At 61.3% G+C, this 16081-nt stretch carries 16 protein-coding genes; 12 read left to right on the top strand and 4 right to left on the bottom strand.

What is annotated here, in order from left to right:
• Positions 1-23 precede the first annotated feature (23 nt).
• Together HED64_RS07515 and HED64_RS07510 are read left to right on the top strand one after the other, a co-directional pair.
• On the top strand, positions 24-1142 hold the full coding sequence (locus tag HED64_RS07515; protein WP_168151421.1) for an LLM class flavin-dependent oxidoreductase: 1119 nt from the start codon (positions 24-26) through the stop codon (positions 1140-1142).
• A complete protein-coding gene (locus HED64_RS07510) occupies positions 1135-1590 on the top strand; it encodes a MarR family winged helix-turn-helix transcriptional regulator (RefSeq protein WP_168151420.1) in 456 nt (151 codons plus the stop codon). Before HED64_RS07515 ends, HED64_RS07510 begins: the two co-directional genes overlap by 8 nt.
• Before the next feature lie 99 nt (positions 1591-1689).
• Here the strand turns inward: HED64_RS07510 and HED64_RS07505 are convergent, their stop codons facing one another.
• Positions 1690-2202 carry a GNAT family N-acetyltransferase gene (locus HED64_RS07505; RefSeq protein WP_168151419.1) on the bottom strand — a complete coding sequence of 171 codons (513 nt, stop codon included), beginning with the start codon at positions 2200-2202 and terminating at the stop codon, positions 1690-1692.
• Positions 2203-2289: 87 nt separating this feature from the next.
• The gene (locus HED64_RS07500; protein ID WP_132358206.1) at positions 2290-2655 is read right to left on the bottom strand and encodes an SPW repeat domain-containing protein; all 366 of its coding nucleotides are present in this window, start codon (positions 2653-2655) and stop codon (positions 2290-2292) included.
• 331 nt (positions 2656-2986) lie between these two features.
• Between HED64_RS07500 and HED64_RS07495 the strand changes: the two genes are divergently transcribed.
• The 3 genes from HED64_RS07495 (at position 2987) to HED64_RS07485 (ending at position 5932) form a co-directional block, all read left to right on the top strand.
• Complete coding sequence (locus HED64_RS07495; RefSeq protein ID WP_132358208.1) at positions 2987-3196, top strand: DUF4287 domain-containing protein; 210 nt, start codon at positions 2987-2989, stop codon at positions 3194-3196.
• A gap of 276 nt (positions 3197-3472) precedes the next feature.
• Positions 3473-4216: a D-alanyl-D-alanine carboxypeptidase family protein gene (locus HED64_RS07490; protein ID WP_168151418.1), complete on the top strand. Its 744-nt coding sequence runs from the start codon at positions 3473-3475 to the stop codon at positions 4214-4216.
• Positions 4217-4285: 69 nt separating this feature from the next.
• Positions 4286-5932 carry an ABC-F family ATP-binding cassette domain-containing protein gene (locus HED64_RS07485; protein ID WP_168151417.1) on the top strand — a complete coding sequence of 549 codons (1647 nt, stop codon included), beginning with the start codon at positions 4286-4288 and terminating at the stop codon, positions 5930-5932.
• 390 nt (positions 5933-6322) lie between these two features.
• Here HED64_RS07485 and HED64_RS07480 read toward each other — a convergent pair whose 3' ends face one another.
• Entirely contained in the window at positions 6323-7672 is a 1350-nt protein-coding gene (locus tag HED64_RS07480; RefSeq protein ID WP_168151416.1) for a 6-phospho-beta-glucosidase, read from the bottom strand.
• 410 nt (positions 7673-8082) lie between these two features.
• On the opposite strand from HED64_RS07480, the gene HED64_RS07475 reads away from it, so the two are divergent.
• The 7 genes from HED64_RS07475 (at position 8083) to HED64_RS07445 (ending at position 14472) form a co-directional block, all read left to right on the top strand.
• Complete coding sequence (locus HED64_RS07475) at positions 8083-9201, top strand: PfkB family carbohydrate kinase (RefSeq protein WP_255556972.1); 1119 nt, start codon at positions 8083-8085, stop codon at positions 9199-9201.
• 80 nt (positions 9202-9281) lie between these two features.
• On the top strand, positions 9282-10643 hold the full coding sequence (locus tag HED64_RS07470) for an ABC transporter substrate-binding protein (RefSeq protein ID WP_168151415.1): 1362 nt from the start codon (positions 9282-9284) through the stop codon (positions 10641-10643).
• Positions 10618-11538 (top strand): carbohydrate ABC transporter permease, encoded by a 921-nt coding sequence (locus tag HED64_RS07465; RefSeq protein ID WP_168151414.1) that lies wholly within the window; start codon positions 10618-10620, stop codon positions 11536-11538. Before HED64_RS07470 ends, HED64_RS07465 begins: the two co-directional genes overlap by 26 nt.
• A complete protein-coding gene (locus tag HED64_RS07460) occupies positions 11535-12350 on the top strand; it encodes a carbohydrate ABC transporter permease (RefSeq protein WP_168151413.1) in 816 nt (271 codons plus the stop codon). The genes HED64_RS07465 and HED64_RS07460 overlap by 4 nt, the downstream gene beginning before the upstream one ends.
• Before the next feature lie 87 nt (positions 12351-12437).
• Entirely contained in the window at positions 12438-13004 is a 567-nt protein-coding gene (locus tag HED64_RS07455; RefSeq protein ID WP_168151412.1) for a GNAT family N-acetyltransferase, read from the top strand.
• 113 nt (positions 13005-13117) lie between these two features.
• Entirely contained in the window at positions 13118-13573 is a 456-nt protein-coding gene (locus HED64_RS07450) for an HD domain-containing protein (RefSeq protein WP_168151411.1), read from the top strand.
• A 140-nt stretch (positions 13574-13713) separates the two neighbouring features.
• Positions 13714-14472 (top strand): response regulator, encoded by a 759-nt coding sequence (locus tag HED64_RS07445; RefSeq protein WP_245325799.1) that lies wholly within the window; start codon positions 13714-13716, stop codon positions 14470-14472.
• On the opposite strand, the gene HED64_RS07440 is transcribed toward HED64_RS07445, so the two are convergent.
• Complete coding sequence (locus HED64_RS07440) at positions 14469-16007, bottom strand: sensor histidine kinase (protein WP_168151410.1); 1539 nt, start codon at positions 16005-16007, stop codon at positions 14469-14471. The genes HED64_RS07445 and HED64_RS07440 overlap by 4 nt on opposite strands.
• Positions 16008-16081: the final 74 nt, after the last annotated feature.

Here is a 16081-nt window from a genome sequence, read left to right as displayed (position 1 = left end):
TCCAATGGCCCTAGGAGGCACCCATGCAGTTCGGTATTTTCTCAGTCAGCGACATCACCCGCGATCCCACCACGGGCAAGACGCCGTCCGAGGCCCAGCGCATCAAGGACATCGTGGCCATCGCCAAGAAGACCGAAGAGGTCGGTATGGACGTCGTTGCCATCGGCGAACACCACAACCGCCCGTTCTTCTCATCCTCCCCCACCACCACGCTGGCCTACATCGCCGCGCAGACCGAGAAGATCATCCTCTCCACGGCCACCACGCTGATCACCACCAATGATCCGGTGAAGATCGCCGAGGACTTCGCGATGCTCCAGCATCTGGCCGACGGCCGTGTGGATCTGGTGCTCGGGCGCGGCAACACCGCCCCGGTCTACCCATGGTTTGGGAAGAACATGCAGGACTCGGTGAACCTGACGATCGAAAACTACAACTTGCTGCGCCGCCTTTGGGATGAGGACACGGTGAACTGGGAAGGCAAGTTCCGCGGACCCCTGCAAAACTTCACCTCCACCCCGCGTCCGCTCGACGACGTGGCTCCGTTTGTCTGGCATGGCTCGATCCGCACCCCTCAGATCGCCGAGATTGCGGCCTACTACGGAGACGGTTTCTTCGCCAACAACATCTTCTGGCCGAAGGAGCACTACATGCAGCTGATCAACCTCTACCGCGAACGCTATGAGCACTACGGCCACGGCCGCGCGGATCAGGCCATGGTGGGCCTGGGCGGACAGTTCTTCATCCGTAAGAACTCGCAGGATGCCAAGAATGAATTCCGTCCGTACTTCAACAACGCACCGGTCTACGGCCACGGTCCATCGATGGAAGACTTCACCGATCAGACCCCGCTGACCGTCGGCTCACCGCAGGAAATGATCGAAAAGACCCTCACCTTCCAGGAGGCGTTCGGCAACTACCACCGCCAGCTCTTCCTCGTTGACCATGCTGGCCTGCCGGTCAAGACCGTTCTGGAGCAGCTTGATCTCTTCGGTGAAGAGGTGTTGCCAACACTGCGGAAGGAACTGGAATCCCGCACTCCGGCTGATCACCCGGCACCGCCGACCCACGCCAACCGCGTTGCTGCCCGCGATGCGAAGCTCGCCGCCGAAACCCCAGCGGCCGGGAGCGTTAATGCCTAATAATCCAGCTTCATTACGTTCGTCAACCGCCGCGTGGGAGGCACTCTTCCGGGCACAAGTAACCGTGATGCGCGAAATTCAGAAGCTTCCGGAATTCAAGGCGTTGAGCACCAAGGAATACGACGTGCTCTTCAATCTCTCGCGCTGCCCCTCGGGATCCAGCCGACTCACGGATTTGAACCAGTACCTGCTCATTTCCCAGCCGAGCCTGAGCCGCATGGCCGAACGTTTAGAGTCCAAGGGCCTGCTTTCCCGCCATCCCGACCCCACCGATCAGCGCGCGGTACTCTTCACCCTGACTGAGGAGGGCGCTAGGCTACAAAAGGCCGTGGGCCGCGAGCACATCAAGGGTATCCATGCCCTGATCGGCAAGGCTTTATCCGCTGAGGAGTTCGAAACGCTCCAAGAGCTGAGCACCAAATTGCGTCTGCACATGGAAGCACGCTAAGGCAGTCAGCGAACCTGACTTCCTTGGTCCCGCCTCGCCGAACATCCGGCAGGGCGGGGCCTTTCCCGTTTCACCGGCACCTGCCCGGCAACGCAGCATCTAGACCCCAAACGGTTCCGCATAACGAAACTTGCCCTTCGGCAGCGGCGCTGTCGATAGATTAAGCACCATGAAGTAGTCGCCCCAGGAACTATCGGAAGGAATGATTCCGCTGGGGATGGCCGGGACGTATCCGAAACGGGTGTAGTACTCGATGTGCCCCAGCAGCACGATGGCGCGTTCACCATTCTGCGTGGCCCGGAGCCGGATCTCCGCCAAAAGTGCTGCACCAATTCCCTGTTTCTGGCTCGCAGGGTCCACCGATAGTGGACCAAGACCCAGCAGCGGGATGTCCCCGTCGAGCCACCCACGTGTGGCAATCACGTGTCCAACGATGTGTCCGTTAACCTCTGCCACCACGGAATACTCGGGCAGGTACCCGTCGCACGCGTAGAGTTCGGCAAGCAATGCAGCTTCACCGGGCGTTGTGACGGAATCGGGGTTGGTGAAGGCGCGAATTGTCAGCTTATGGATGTTGGGCCGGTCCGCAGGCGTCTCGGTACGAAGTTTCATCCATCCAGCCTACGGCGCAAGAGCCCGCGATGGTCGGCGGACAGCACAAGGGCCCGGTCAATGACCGAGCCCCAAATTGTTGAGGATCTAGTGCGAACCCATGGGGTGATGCTCGCGGTAGACCTTCATTGCGGGTTGAACGGCCATCACCGAAGCAACCAGGGCCACGGCTCCTGGGATCCAGGTATTCCATGCAACGCCTGGAGTGTTCATTGCGAAATTACCCATCCAAGGTGACGCAATCACCAGTGCTGCCACGATCAGCTGAATCCATTCGGCCGCGGGCATGCCCGGTGCTGCGAGGTTGATGGCTCCGATAACCGCCAGAACGACACCACCGGTGAGCATGTACGCGTTCGATGATCCGACTGCGGTTGTCCACGTCATGGCCACGACCGTATAGACACCAGCGGCCACGGCGACCCAATTTTGCCATGCAGTCCATCGCTTCATGGTCAAGATCTCCTTTTGTCTCTCTTCAGCTCCCGATTAACGGATGACCCGAAATCGCGAAGTTTGCCCTTTCATGCACCGCCAGCGCTCCGGATCAATTGCGACCCACTGCCGCTTCGGCTGTATCTCCATCGTGCTCGTGTGCTGATACTTCGGGTAGGGTCCAAAGTCACTGTCGGTAATGCTGCGGTCTGCGCGTGGTTTGATCTACAAATCCTGCCACTCAGCGTCGCCCTCGTCCGTTTCGCCCGCTCCAGGCCATTGGTCGCGGTGGACTAGCGCCGGACAAAGGCCCTTGATTGCGTCAAGATCATACGGTTGGATAAATGCCATGAGTGAACCGATAAAGGGTCCTAAATCCTATTTCCCGTCCATTGAAACTAAGTACGGTCAGCCGATCGAGCACTGGATGACGTTGCTGGGAACAGTTTCTGGACAGAAGCACCTTGAGCAGGTGAACTGGCTGAAGGTTGAGCACGGTATCGGACACGGACATGCAAATGCGTTAGTCCACGTGTACCGGGCAGAACACCAGCAATAACACCCCACGTCCGGCCGCCGAGAAGATGGCCGTGCGCCAGAGACCTACGAGCAGTGGAGTTATAGAAAAATGAGCAAACGGCCTAATATCTGGGCGGCTGTTACGGCCGCATCGTTCAGCCTTGCACTAGTCACTGCCCCGATGGCGACCGCGTCTCCCGCGCCATCAACTGCACAAAATTCGGTGAATCAGCTACTGCCTAGCTCTTCCTCTCATTTGCCGCTCATCCCTTTGGCATCCAAACCTGCACCTCCCCGCGATCCTGAAAAGATCAACGTGCTGGTCAATAAGGTCTATCCATTGGTGCCACGGAAATACACACCCAAACTGCGGACCATCTCTGGCACTGATGTCCGGCTGCGCCCCGAAGCTGCTGCCGCCTACAAAAAACTGTTGGCCGCCGCGCGCAAAGACGGTGTGCGCATCAGGCTGACCTCCGGCTATCGGTCCTATTCGGTTCAGGCTGGCTTGCTCGAGAAATACACGCGAGCCTACGGGCTGGACTATGCACTTCGGATCGCAGCTCGTCCGGGAACCTCCGAACACCAGACTGGCCTGGCCATCGACGTGGGAAATCCCAGCCGAGCTTGCGCCCTGCGTGACTGCTTTGCCACCACCAAGGTTGGACGGTGGATGGCCAAGAAAGCCCCCAAATACGGGTTCATCCTGCGATATCCTGAGGGCCAAGAATCCGTCACCGGCTACAAATATGAGCCATGGCATTTCCGCTTCGTCGGTGTAACACAGGCAAAGTCCATGGCAGGTTTTAAGTCCCTCGAGCATTACTACGGCGTCAGCAAGGCATCAACCAAGACCCCAAAAACTAGCAAATCTGCTCAGGGCACCAAAATAACAACCGCCAATCTGAACTTGCGAACCGGGCCGTCCACCAGCGAATCCATCATCAAGACCGTCAAAAAAGGGTCGAAGGTACAGCTGGCAGGGAAGAGCTCTGGCGTCTGGATCAAGGTGAAGCACGGTGGCAAGACCGGTTGGATGAGCTCCGAATACTTGCGCTAAATGCCCGCGAAGCACCCGCCCGACGAGCACGATGCCCGTCAATACCCTGCGGGAAACTAAACTGGAGGAATGACAGCAACACTCGTGGCCAAAGACCTTGCAGGTGGCCACGCCCACCGCACACTCTTCTCTTCCCTCAGCTTCACCGTTTCCCCCGGGGACGTTATCGGGGTGGTCGGTGCCAACGGGGCCGGCAAGTCCACGCTGCTGCGGCTTCTTGCCGGTGTTGACGAACCCCTGGGCGGCACCATCTCCAGCGCCCCCGACGGAGCCTTCATCGGTTGGCTGCCTCAGGAACACGAACGCATCGAGGGTGAAACCATCGAGGGCTATCTGGCCCGGCGCACGGGTTGTGCCTCGGCAACCGCGGCCATGGAGTCAACCGCCGAAGCTTTGGGATCCGGTGCACCGGGCAGCGATGACGCCTACGCCACCGCTTTTGATCACTGGATGGCATCGGGTGCCGCCGACCTTGAGGACCGAGCACCGGCGACGCTGGCCGAGCTCGGATTCACCCTGCCCATCAACACGTTGATGACCGCGCTCTCCGGTGGCCAGGTGGCCCGCGTGGCGCTGGCTGCGCTATTGCTCTCGCGCTTCGATTTGGTGCTGCTTGACGAACCCACCAACGACCTTGACTTGGCAGGCCTAGAGCGGCTCGAGTCCTTCGTCTCCTCTCTGCGCACCGGTGTCGTATTGGTATCCCACGACCGCGAATTCTTGGCCCGCTGCGTAACCCGCATCGTTGAGCTGGATCTGGCACAGAACCAGGTCGCCGTCTACGACGGTGGTTATGACTCCTACCTCGAGGAACGCGCCATCAACCGGCGCCATGCTCGTGAGGCCTACGACGAGTTCGCCGATAAAAAGGCCGACCTAGTGACCCGCGCGCGCACCCAGCGCGAATGGTCATCCCAGGGCGTGCGTAATGCCATGAAGAAGAACCCCGACAACGATAAGATGCGTCGCAAAGCCTCCAACGAGTCCTCCGAGAAGCAGGCCCAGAAGGTCCGCCAGATGGAATCCCGCATCAAGCGGCTGGACGAGGTCATCGAGCCACGGAAGGAATGGGTGCTGCAATTCGAAATTGCTGCAGCCCCGCGTTCCTCTACCGTGGTCGCCACGCTGAATGACGCGGCCATCACACTGGGCGATTTCACCTTCGGGCCGATTTCGGCTCAGGTGAACGCGGGCGACAGAATCGGGATCACTGGCCCAAACGGTGCCGGCAAATCCACGCTGCTGAAGTTGCTGCTGGGTCATCTTTCTCCCGATGCTGGCTCAGCGTCCATGGGATCTAATGTGGCCATCGGCGAGATTGATCAGTCCCGTAGTTATCTCGGGGAAGACTCCGTGCTGGGTGATGCCTTTGAACTGGCCGTCCCGGACATGTCCCCGGCCGAGGCCCGGACCTTGTTAGCCAAGTTTGGGCTCAAGGCCCATCAGAGCGCATCGTTGGTGCGTGATCTGTCTCCGGGCGAGCGGACCCGGGCTGGCCTAGCCCTTCTGCAGGGTCGCGGGGTTAACCTTTTGGTACTGGACGAACCCACCAACCACCTTGACCTCCCGGCCATCGAACAGCTGGAGGAGGCGTTGGAAGCCTATGAGGGAGCATTGCTACTGGTGACCCACGACCGCCGACTACTGGACAACGTACGGCTCGATTCCCGTTGGCAGGTTGAGGCCGGAAACGTCAGCATCTCGGTCGTCTCCTAAGACCGGTTGTCGCTTTCGCGCCGTCCGAACTGGAGTAGTTGAGCAGTTTCGCTTGTCCGTGACTCGTAGCAATACCGAGCCACGGACAAGCACCAGGTTGCGCTGCAGGGCCACGCATTGGCAGTTCTCCGGATGCCCGGGATGCAGCACGAGGTGATCAGGGCCCTTCGTTAGCCAGGTGTCCCAGCAGCGCGGTGTCTAGGCCGTGGGTGACCTCGCAACGATCTCGGGAACATTATTTCCAGACGCGACAGCCCGGGCCCCCGGATCTCACGATTCGATCCGATGCTGAAGGGTCATAACACCGGCAAACTGTTCGCCGGCCGCGTCTCACCGCTGGGCACCATGCAAGGCTCGATCAGTAAGCGCGCGCTGCGGCACCTAGGATATTTAGGGTGTCAGAAAAACCTCGGCCACTCCTGGGATCTGTTCCTTATAGGTCTGAAGCAGCTGCTTGGCCACGGAAATTGAATCCACCAACGGGTGTGCGGCCAGCGCCCTCCAGGCCAGAGTTTCGCTTTTGTCCTTCGCTGCGGCAATCACCAGTTGCTCAACGGCCTTGAGTTGCTGCAATAGCCCGAGCATTTCCCCGGTGACAGGAGCAATGTTCATCGGGACAATGCCAGCACCCGTTACCCTGCATGGAACCTCGATCACCGCTTCATCGGGCAGCTGCGGCACCAGACCACGATTGGCCACATTCAAGATCATGGTTGCTGGTGTTCCGCCGAGTAACGCCGTCATGAGGTCTAGGGCGACCTGTTGATACCCCCCACCCTCAATATCCGAGGCTTCCCGGTTGCTGCGCTGGTCTTCGGGCCGACTTTCGGCCATGTAGCTGGCCTCACGTTCATGTTTGGTCCGCTGCCACAGCTCCAGGGCGCTATCAGGGTGCTCGCAAGCTAGCTCGTAAAAATGTCCCTGTTGGTCATGCAGGAACTCGCCACGGGTTTGCCCCGAACCGCGTAGCCGCGCGGTGGCTTCACGTTGAAAGTAGTAGTAGTAAAGGTACTCGTTGGGAATCGCGCCCAGCGCCCTGATCCAGTCCAAGCCCATGAGGCGGGCTTCCTCGATCGACTCCAGCGCCGCGTCATCGGCCAACAACGCGGGCAATTTGTCTTCCCCGTCCACCACCAGGCTGCGCAACCACCCCAGATGGTTCAGGCCCACGTAGTCGAAGTCGACCTGGCGATCGGTGGCCCCGATGGCATGTACAGCGCGTCGAATCAGTCCGATGGGGGTATCGCAGATGCCCACCACGCGATCGCCCAGTGACTCACGCATGGCTTCGGTAATAATGCCGGCGGGATTGGTGAAGTTGATGACCATCGCCTCCGGGGCGAGTCTGGCCACCCGCTGCGCGAGGTCGCGGGCGTGCGGCAAGGTGCGCAACGCATAGGCCAGCCCACCGGGACCGGTGGTTTCTTGGCCCAGCACACCGAGATTCAGGGCGATGCGTTCGTCCATGATGCGCCCTGCGGTACCCGAGATGCGCATGGCGGAGAAGATGAATCTGGCCCCGATGATGGCCTCATCCAATCCATTGGCGGTGGTGACTCGCGGCGGGCGAGGCAGGGAGGACGCCATTTGATTAAGCACCGCTTGGATGGTGAGCACCCGCTGGGGATGGGCGTCAAAGAGGCACAGCTCGGTGATCCGCACCGAATCGTTGTCCCCCGAAAGCGCTTCAAAGATCTGCGGTACCCGGAACCCGCCACCACCGATAATGGTGAGTTTCATGCCAGAATCACTTCACTTCCTGCGTCTTTGAAGGCCCTCATGTGGCGTGGATCTGCACCCCACCTGCGCACCAACCCGGTGGCATCCGAGGTAGTGCAGGACGTGGCAGCGTGCCGGTTCGGCTCCCACGTGCTTACGCAAGGCCTTTTCACGACGTCGGCAGTTAGTGGCGCAACAGAAACACCACCGGTCTCCCGGACCCTGAACAGGATGTTGCACTGCGACACGCTGATGAGCATGGCCCCAGAGTAGCAGTCGCACGTGAGCAAAACCGAGCACTTTCAATTGCTTGTACCGCTCCCCTATGCGTGTTAGCGTCCAAGCCAAGGTGTGTTTCACCGATGCTCCGTGCCGCGAGAGCCATGGGCACACCGACCCGGTCCGCGAGAAGACAAACGAAGAGGTGCCACGTGCTGGAGACGGCAGCAGAGCCCGGCCCCGAGCTTGATCTATTCCTCACCGGATCACTCTTCTTCGACATCATCTTCACCGGCCTGCCCACCGAGCCGCGACCCGGCACCGAAGTCTGGGCCGAAGGCATGGGCTCGGTGCCCGGCGGCATTGCGAATCTGGCGGTGGCTGCCGCCAGGCTGGGTCTGTCCACCGGCCTCTCGGCGGGATTCGGCGACGATGCTTACGGTGCTTGGTCCTGGTCACTGTTGGCGGAGCAGGAGGGCATCGATTTGAGCCGGTCACGAATCTTTTCCGGCTGGCACTCGGCACTCACCGTTTCTCTGGCCCGCGGCGGGGACCGTTCCATGGTCACCCATGGCCACCCGATTCCCATCAGCGACAAGGAACTCATCGGCATCCCGCCCACCTCGCGGGCCATGATCACCGAGCTGACATTGCCCGGCAACGAGCAGCCCTGGTGGGTTGATTCCGTCCCGGATCAGGGCAAGATTTTCGCCGCCGTCGGCTGGGATCCCACCGAAAAGTGGGACACCGCCATGCTCAGCGATCTGGACCTCTGCCACGGTTTTTTGCCCAACCATGTTGAGGCCATGGCCTACTCGCGCACCTCCTCGCCCGAAGCCGCGCTGAGTGCACTGGCTGACCGCGCACCGCTAGTGGTCATCACCCAGGGCGTGGACGGTGCCATGGCGGTTGACGCCTCTACCGGCGAACGAGCGCAGGTGCCCAGTCTCCCGGTGCCTGCGATTGATCCAACGGGCGCCGGCGATGTCTTTTCAGCCGGTATCGTGCTTGGCACCCTGGCCGGATGGCCGCTCGAGCAGCGACTGCTTTTCTCCACGCTCTGCTCGGCTTTGGCGGTGAGCCACTTCGGCGGATCCCTGGCCTCGCCCGGCTGGGGAGATATTTCCGACTGGTGGGCGTCCAAAAAACTGCGAGCCAGGGAAAATGCCGAATGTGCAGCCATCGCCAAGCGCTACGGATTTCTCGACGAGGTCCTGTCCCAGCACAAGCTCAACGCGGTGCGCCGTGCCGAGGCCACCTTCGGATTGCTGACCGAGGCCGAAGCTCACTACCGTCCCAACGAGCCTTTGCGCCCGGCCGCAGAGACATAATCCACCACCAGCACCAGCACCAGCACCAGCCACCGAAACCCGGCGCATCTGGGTCACCGACACCGTTCGAAAGGACAAAAATGTTTCCCCGAGGCAAAACCTTCACCGGCACCCTGATCGCCGCGGCCCTGGCATTAACTCTTGCTGCGTGCACCCCTGGTTCCGATGCTCCAGCACCTTCGGCCCCCGCCACGGGCGCCGCGATCAACAAGGACGTAGCGTCAATGGGCGATGTCACGCTCACGGTCTGGGATCAGGAGGTCCGCGGCGGGCAGAACGAACAAATGACCAAGCTGAATGCCGCCTTCGAGGCGAAATACCCCAATGTGAGCATCAAACGTAATTCCCAGTCCTTCGAGGATCTGGGCAAGACCCTGCGGCTAGCCCTCTCTGGCACCGATGCACCGGACGTGGTCCAAGCCAACAATGCTCGCAACACCATGGGCGCATTCGTGAAGGCCGGCCAGTTACTGCCACTGGACGGCTGGGCCGATGCCTACGGCTGGAATGAGAGATATCCCGCTTCGGTGCTGAAGTACTCGCAGTATTCTACCGACGGCACCACCTTCGGCTCGGGTTCGATCTACGGCTTGCCACAGGTCGGAGAGATCGTGGGCGTCTTCTACTCCAAGAAGAAGCTCGAGTCCTTGGACCTGACGCTCCCGGCCGATTGGGCAGGGTTCGAATCGGCCATCGTCACGGCCAAGGAGGCTGGCGAAACCCCCTTACTCCTGGGCAACATCGAGAAGTGGCCGGCAGGTCACGTCTTTGGTCCCATTCAGGGCGCAAAGGTCCCCGCGGAGCAGATCGAAAAGCTCGGCTTCGGCAATGCTGGTGCCTCGTGGATAACTCCCGAAAATCAAGCCGCGGCACAGACCCTGGCGGACTGGAACGCCAAGGGATACTTCAACAAGGGGGTGAACGGCACCGAGTACGACGCCGCATGGCAGAAGCTGACCAAGGGCGAAGGCGTATTCCTGATGGGCGGATCGTGGATGGCCGCCGACTTGGCCGATGCCATGGGCGAGGACGTCGGGTTCTTTGTTCCTCCCGCCACGGCCGGGGACGGAGCGCAAACTACCGGAGGCACCGGATTGCCGTTCACCGTGACGGCCAAAACCAAAAACCCCGACCTGGCTGCCGCCTACATCGACTTCATCACCAACGATGAGGCCATGGGCATCTTGGCCGACACCGGGAACCTGCCGGTGCGCAACACCTCCACCTATGCGCCGGAAACCGGGGTGCTCAAGGATGTGTTCACCGCCTTCGAATCGGTGACCACCGACGGGGTATTGCTGCCCTACCTTGACTATGCGACACCCACCATGGGAGACACCCTCGGCGACTCGCTGCAGGGCCTGCTCGAGGGCAAACTGGACGCACAGGCATTCACCGAGGCCATGGAAGCTGACTATGCGGGCTTCACCCAAGGAAAGTAGAACAACCGGCGCCCCGCGCAACGCCTCGGGGCGCCGGGGGCACGCGGCCACACCGTACCTTTTTATCGCCCCGGCGTTCATTCTCTACGCGGCCTTTATGCTCTACCCACTGGCCCGTTCCGTACACCTTTCCCTCTTCGCTTGGGATGGGTTAACGCTGGCGACCTTTGTCGGGTTCGGCAACTACACCGAGCTATTCACCGACGATCGACTGCGCGCTGCCTTTGGCCATGCACTGGCCTTTATCATCTTTTTTGCGGTGATTCCCTGCGGCATCGGACTCGTGTTGGCGGCGGTCCTGACGCGCTCCAAGGCCCGCGGACTCTCACTTTTCCGTACCCTAGTGTTCCTGCCCCAGGTCATTGCGATGGTCGTGGTGTCGGTGGCGTTCAAACAGATTTATGCTCCCGATGGGTTACTGAACTCGGCCCTGCGCTCCATCGGATTAGACTCACTGACCCGCGCCTGGCTCGGTGACTATGTTTTCTCACTGCCCGCCGTCGGGTTGATCGGCTCCTGGGTTTCCACCGGGCTGGTCACGGTGCTATTGCTCGCCGGCATGGCCAAGATCCCCACCGAGCTCTTCGAAGCCGCTCGCCTCGATGGCGCCGGGGCCGTGCGTGAATTCATCTTCATCATTGTTCCCTCGGTGCGAGCCGAGCTCACCGTGGCGCTCACCCTGACCATCGTCGCATCGCTGAAGACCTTTGATTTGATCTACATGACCACCGCGGGCGGGCCCGGATCCTCCACCACGGTGCCGAGCTATGAGGTGTACCGCAGGGCCTTTGAGACCGGACAGGTGGGCTCCGCCGCGGCCATCGGCGTCACGCTGAGCATCATCATCTTCCTGATCACCCTGGCCGTTAACCGGATCTCGGAGCGTGGCGCATGAGGGTTTCGCCGAGTGAACGCACGCTGAACTACGCCATCCTGATCTTCTTCTCCGTCGTGGTGCTCACCCCGGTCTTCTCCATCGTGGTTACGGCGTTCGCTCCGGCCAACGCCGCTGCCGCCCGGGCCGGTGCCTTCCACCCCGAGAACTTTGCCCAGGCCTGGGTCCAGGGCAGGTTTGGGACCTACATGGCCACTTCGGTGCTCATCGCGGTGATCGTGGTGTCCCTCGCGCTGGTCCTTTCGGTCATGGCCGGCTACGCCTTTGGCACCATGCGCTTCCGTGGTGAACAGGTGCTGTTCTACCTGTTCCTCTTGGGGATCATGGTGCCCTCCGAGGCCATCATCGTCCCATTGTTCTTCGATCTGCGGACCTTCGGACTCACCGATACCCCCTGGGCCGTGGCACTGCCCCAGGTCGCCCAGTCCATCGCCTTTGGTACCTATTGGATGCGCGCCTATTTCAAATCCGTGAGTCCCTCGATCATGGATGCTGCCCGCGTGGACGGGGCCTCAAAGGGCCGCATCCTGGTCTCCATTCTGGTGCCGATGGGGCGCCCGGCGATCACCACGATGATCGTGCTGATGTTCATGTGGACGTGGAACGAATTCCTGATCCCGCTGGTGATGTCACCCTCCGGCGAGTTTAGAACGGCACCCCTGGGTCTGGCCTTCTTCCAGGGCCAATATACTCAGGGCACCGCCCTGTTGGCGGCCGCCGCGGTCATGGTCGCGCTACCGGTGGTAATTCTCTACTTCCTGATGCAGCGCCACTTCATCCGGGGCATGCTCGAAGGTGCGGTGAAGGAATAGCCGGGCCCCGCTTCCGCAGATTTGCACGGATCCCTCAGTCCGGCAGAGACTCTGCCGGGACGGGCTGCGGGAGCGCACACTGGAGGCATGAAGATCCTGTTGCGCAGCCCGCGCCTGATATTGCGAGAATTTACCGGTGAGGATGCCGGGCTATTGGAAGAGCTGGATTCGGATCCACGCGTCATGCGCTTCATCACCAACTCGATACCCACACCCGTTCGCGAACTCATCGAGGACTACCTGCCCGCCTACCTGAACTACCACCGCGCCGGTGCTGACTTCGGATTCTGGGTGGCTCAGCTGCGCGAAACCGGGGAGTTCATCGGCTGGTTCCACCTGCGCCCGGAGCCCGGTGGACCCATCGACGAACCGGAACTTGGCTATCGAATCAGGCACAAGTTTTGGTCTCAGGGATTCGCCACCGAGGGAGCCCGGGCACTGATTAACCATGGGTTCACCGTGGATTCCGTGGCGGTTACCCGAATTATTGCCAGCACCATGGTGGTGAACACGGCATCACGTAGGGTGCTGGAAAAATCCGGCATGACGTTGATCCGCCACTTTACCGCCGACTGGCCGGTGCGCATCGACGGGGACGAAGCAGGAGATGTTGAATATGCCATCACCCGGCACCAGTGGCTCGCCACGCGCTAAGCGGTGTTGGTCTCCAGGTCTCGACGCCGGGCGTCGATCAAGATCACGGTGAGATCTGTACGCTGGGAAATAACCTCACTCCTGCCCAACAACACCCAACGACGAAGGACCAAATGACCGAAACAGCATTCGTACTGATCGCTGAAAATATCGCCCGCATCAATCACGCCGGACAGGTAGATAAATCCGGTATCGACTACATCACCCATCCCGAACGCGTTGCCGCTGGCGTTGCCCAACACGGCGGCAGCACTGAAGCCGTTGCCGCAGCCTGGCTACACGACGTACTGGAGGACTGTCAGGTGAGCGCCGCCGAACTCGCGCATGCCGGGATCCCGGCCACGGTAATCGAGGCGGTGCAAGCAGTGACCAAGATCGAGGGCGAATCGCTGGAAGATTATTGCGCGCGCATCGCGGCGAATCCCACGGCCCTGGCGGTGAAGCGGGCGGATCTGGCGGATAACACCGATCCGGCCAGGACCGCCGTGCTATCAGCGGAAACCCGCGAGCGGTTGGCTGCCAAGTACGCCCGGGTTCGCGCGCTGCTCGGATTCCCTCACCCGGCCTAGGCACCGCACCGCCCTGCGCGGCAGCGTTTGTTAGTTATTATCCACCACGGGGCTTTTGCCCCTTGTCCGGGGCAGGTTCGGCGGCCAAGAATAGAGTAAAGCGCAGGATTGCTGCGGTACACACCATCAATGGGGGCACCATGGAGAACGTCGGTACTGCGCTGCCTGCGCCTCATCAGCTGCCAGAGCCTTCTCAGGATCCCTCAATCGCCGAGGCAACGGGCCCGCTGCAGCACAAAGACCCCGAATCGCCCATCCGTGTTTTCATCCTTGATGATCACGAGTTGGTCCGCCGCGGCCTGCGCGAATTACTTGAGGGCGAAGGCTTTGAGGTGGTGGGCACCTCCGGCACCGCGGGTGAGGCACGCAAACAGATCCCGGCGCTCCGCCCGGATGTCTCGGTGCTTGATGCCCGGTTGCCCGATGGCACAGGCATCGAGGTCTGCCGCGATGTGCGGTCAATTGACGAGTCGCTCAATTGCCTGATCCTCACCAGCTACGACGACGAACAAGCCCTGCGCGGGGCGGTACTCGCCGGCGCCATGGGATACGTGCTTAAGCAGATCGCCGGCAACGACCTGATCAACGCGCTGCGCCGGGCGGCCCGCGGCGAATCGCTTTTCACCCCGGGACTCAAGGCCCGCATCATCTCCGGGTTAATTACCCACGAAAACCTCGACCCGCGATTCACCCAACTGACCACCCAAGAACGCCGCGTACTGGAACTGGTGGGTGAGGGGCTGAGCAACCGGCAGATCGGCGAGCGCATGCGCTTGGCGGAGAAGACGGTGAAGAACTACGTCTCCTCGATGTTGGCGAAGCTGGGTTTTGAGTCGCGCACGCAGGCGGCGGTGTTTGTGACCCACCCGGTGCCGGGTCCGGACGCCGGGGGCACCTAGGCCGTTCTGCCGGGCGCGGACGGTGCCGGCAGCGGGATGATCCAGCTCAGGGTGGTTCCGTGCCCTGGCGTTGAGTCCACGGCCAGCGTTCCTCCGAGTTCGGCGGCACGCTGGCGCATGTTCGCCAGTCCGCTTTCATGGTGCATTGCCCCAAGTCCCACTCCGTCATCGTGGATACGCAGGTGCAGCGTGGTGGGCGTGAGCTCGATGCTCAGATCCACGGCGTTTGCGTGGGCATGGCGCACCACGTTGCTCAAGGCCTCGGTGATCACCGCAAGCAGGTGGGTCAGGGTTCTCTTGTGCATCAGCGCGTCTAATCCGTCGCCCAGGTGCACCCGTGGGGTGAAGTCGAGGGGTTCGGCGGCCAAGCGAATGGCTCGCAGGATCCGGGAGCTAGGACTCTCGGTAGCCCCCACGGTGGCCTGCAGCGAATAGATGGTGGCGCGCAGCTCGGCGATGGTGGTGTCCAGTTCCCCGGCGATGGCCCCCGCGCGTTCCCTGGTGGCGGGCGTGGGTAGGTGTTTGCTCAGCGCACTGATGCCCAAACCCGCGGCGAAGATGCGTTGGATGACGATGTCATGCAGGTCCCGGGCAATGCGTTCGCGCTCCAGATAGAGCAGGACCTCTTCGCGCAGGTGGTGCATCTGGACCAGCCCAAGTCCCTGGGCGACGTTATCGGCGAAGATCCCGGCCATCTGGATGTCGACCGGCCCATACTCATCACTTCCCTCCTCGCGGATCATCAGCAGTAACCCGTAGTGCGTGGCACGGGCACTGAGTTCTACCAGCAGCGTGTGGGAACCGGCGGGGATCAGTCCGGAGGGCAGAATGGCATCGGGGGTGGGTAGCAGCAGGGACTTGGAGTACGCCAGGTTCAGTTGATTGCTCTCCCCCTGCTCCGGCAACACCTGACCCACGAGCTCATCCGGGAGGTTCTGGCTGATCCCGGAGATCCGGTAACCGGGTTCGCTTCCCTCATGATGTTCGATGGGGGTCAGCAGCAACGCATAACTGGCGCGCGATTCGTTACTGGCCAGCTCCGCCACCTCGTTGAGCCCCTGAGTGTGGTGGCGTGACTCTCCCCCCAGCAAACCGCCTATGCGTGCACAGGCGGTGAGCCAGCGGGCGCGATCTGCCGCATCTTGGTAGAGCTGCGCATTCTCCAGGGCGACCGATGCGCTTCCGGCGAGCGCAGCGCCGAGCTCTTGATCGGCCTTGGAGTAGCGGTCCTTACCGTTTTTAGGTCCCAGGGTGAGCAGGGCGAAGATTTCCTGCCGGGTCCGTAGTTCTAGGCGCAGTCGCTTGGCTTCGTCCTTACCTGCCGGTTGACTTAAGCCGGCAGCATCCTTGCCCTTGGCTAGGTGTGCTTGTTGGTGCGACGAGCTGGTGAGCTCTAAGAGGCCGGAGGTGGCGCCGTAGATGGCCATTGCCTCATCAAGCACGCGGTGGGTGATGGCGGTGACGGAGAGATCGCTGGAGATCGAAGCCATGGAGGCGAGCAGTTCGCGAATGCGTGCGTCGCTGCGCTTGGACATTGAGACCTCCTGACCCCTACGCGTCAGACTACTCGCGATGCCGAAGCTGGGACCAGAGAGTGCGCTGTGGATTT

Origin of the sequence: Paeniglutamicibacter terrestris, from assembly GCF_012271785.1 — a bacterium.
GTDB classification, from domain to species: Bacteria; Actinomycetota; Actinomycetes; order Actinomycetales; family Micrococcaceae; genus Paeniglutamicibacter; species Paeniglutamicibacter terrestris.
The sequence above is the reverse complement of the archived record's forward strand: the minus strand, read 5'-3'. Positions and strand labels throughout refer to the sequence as shown.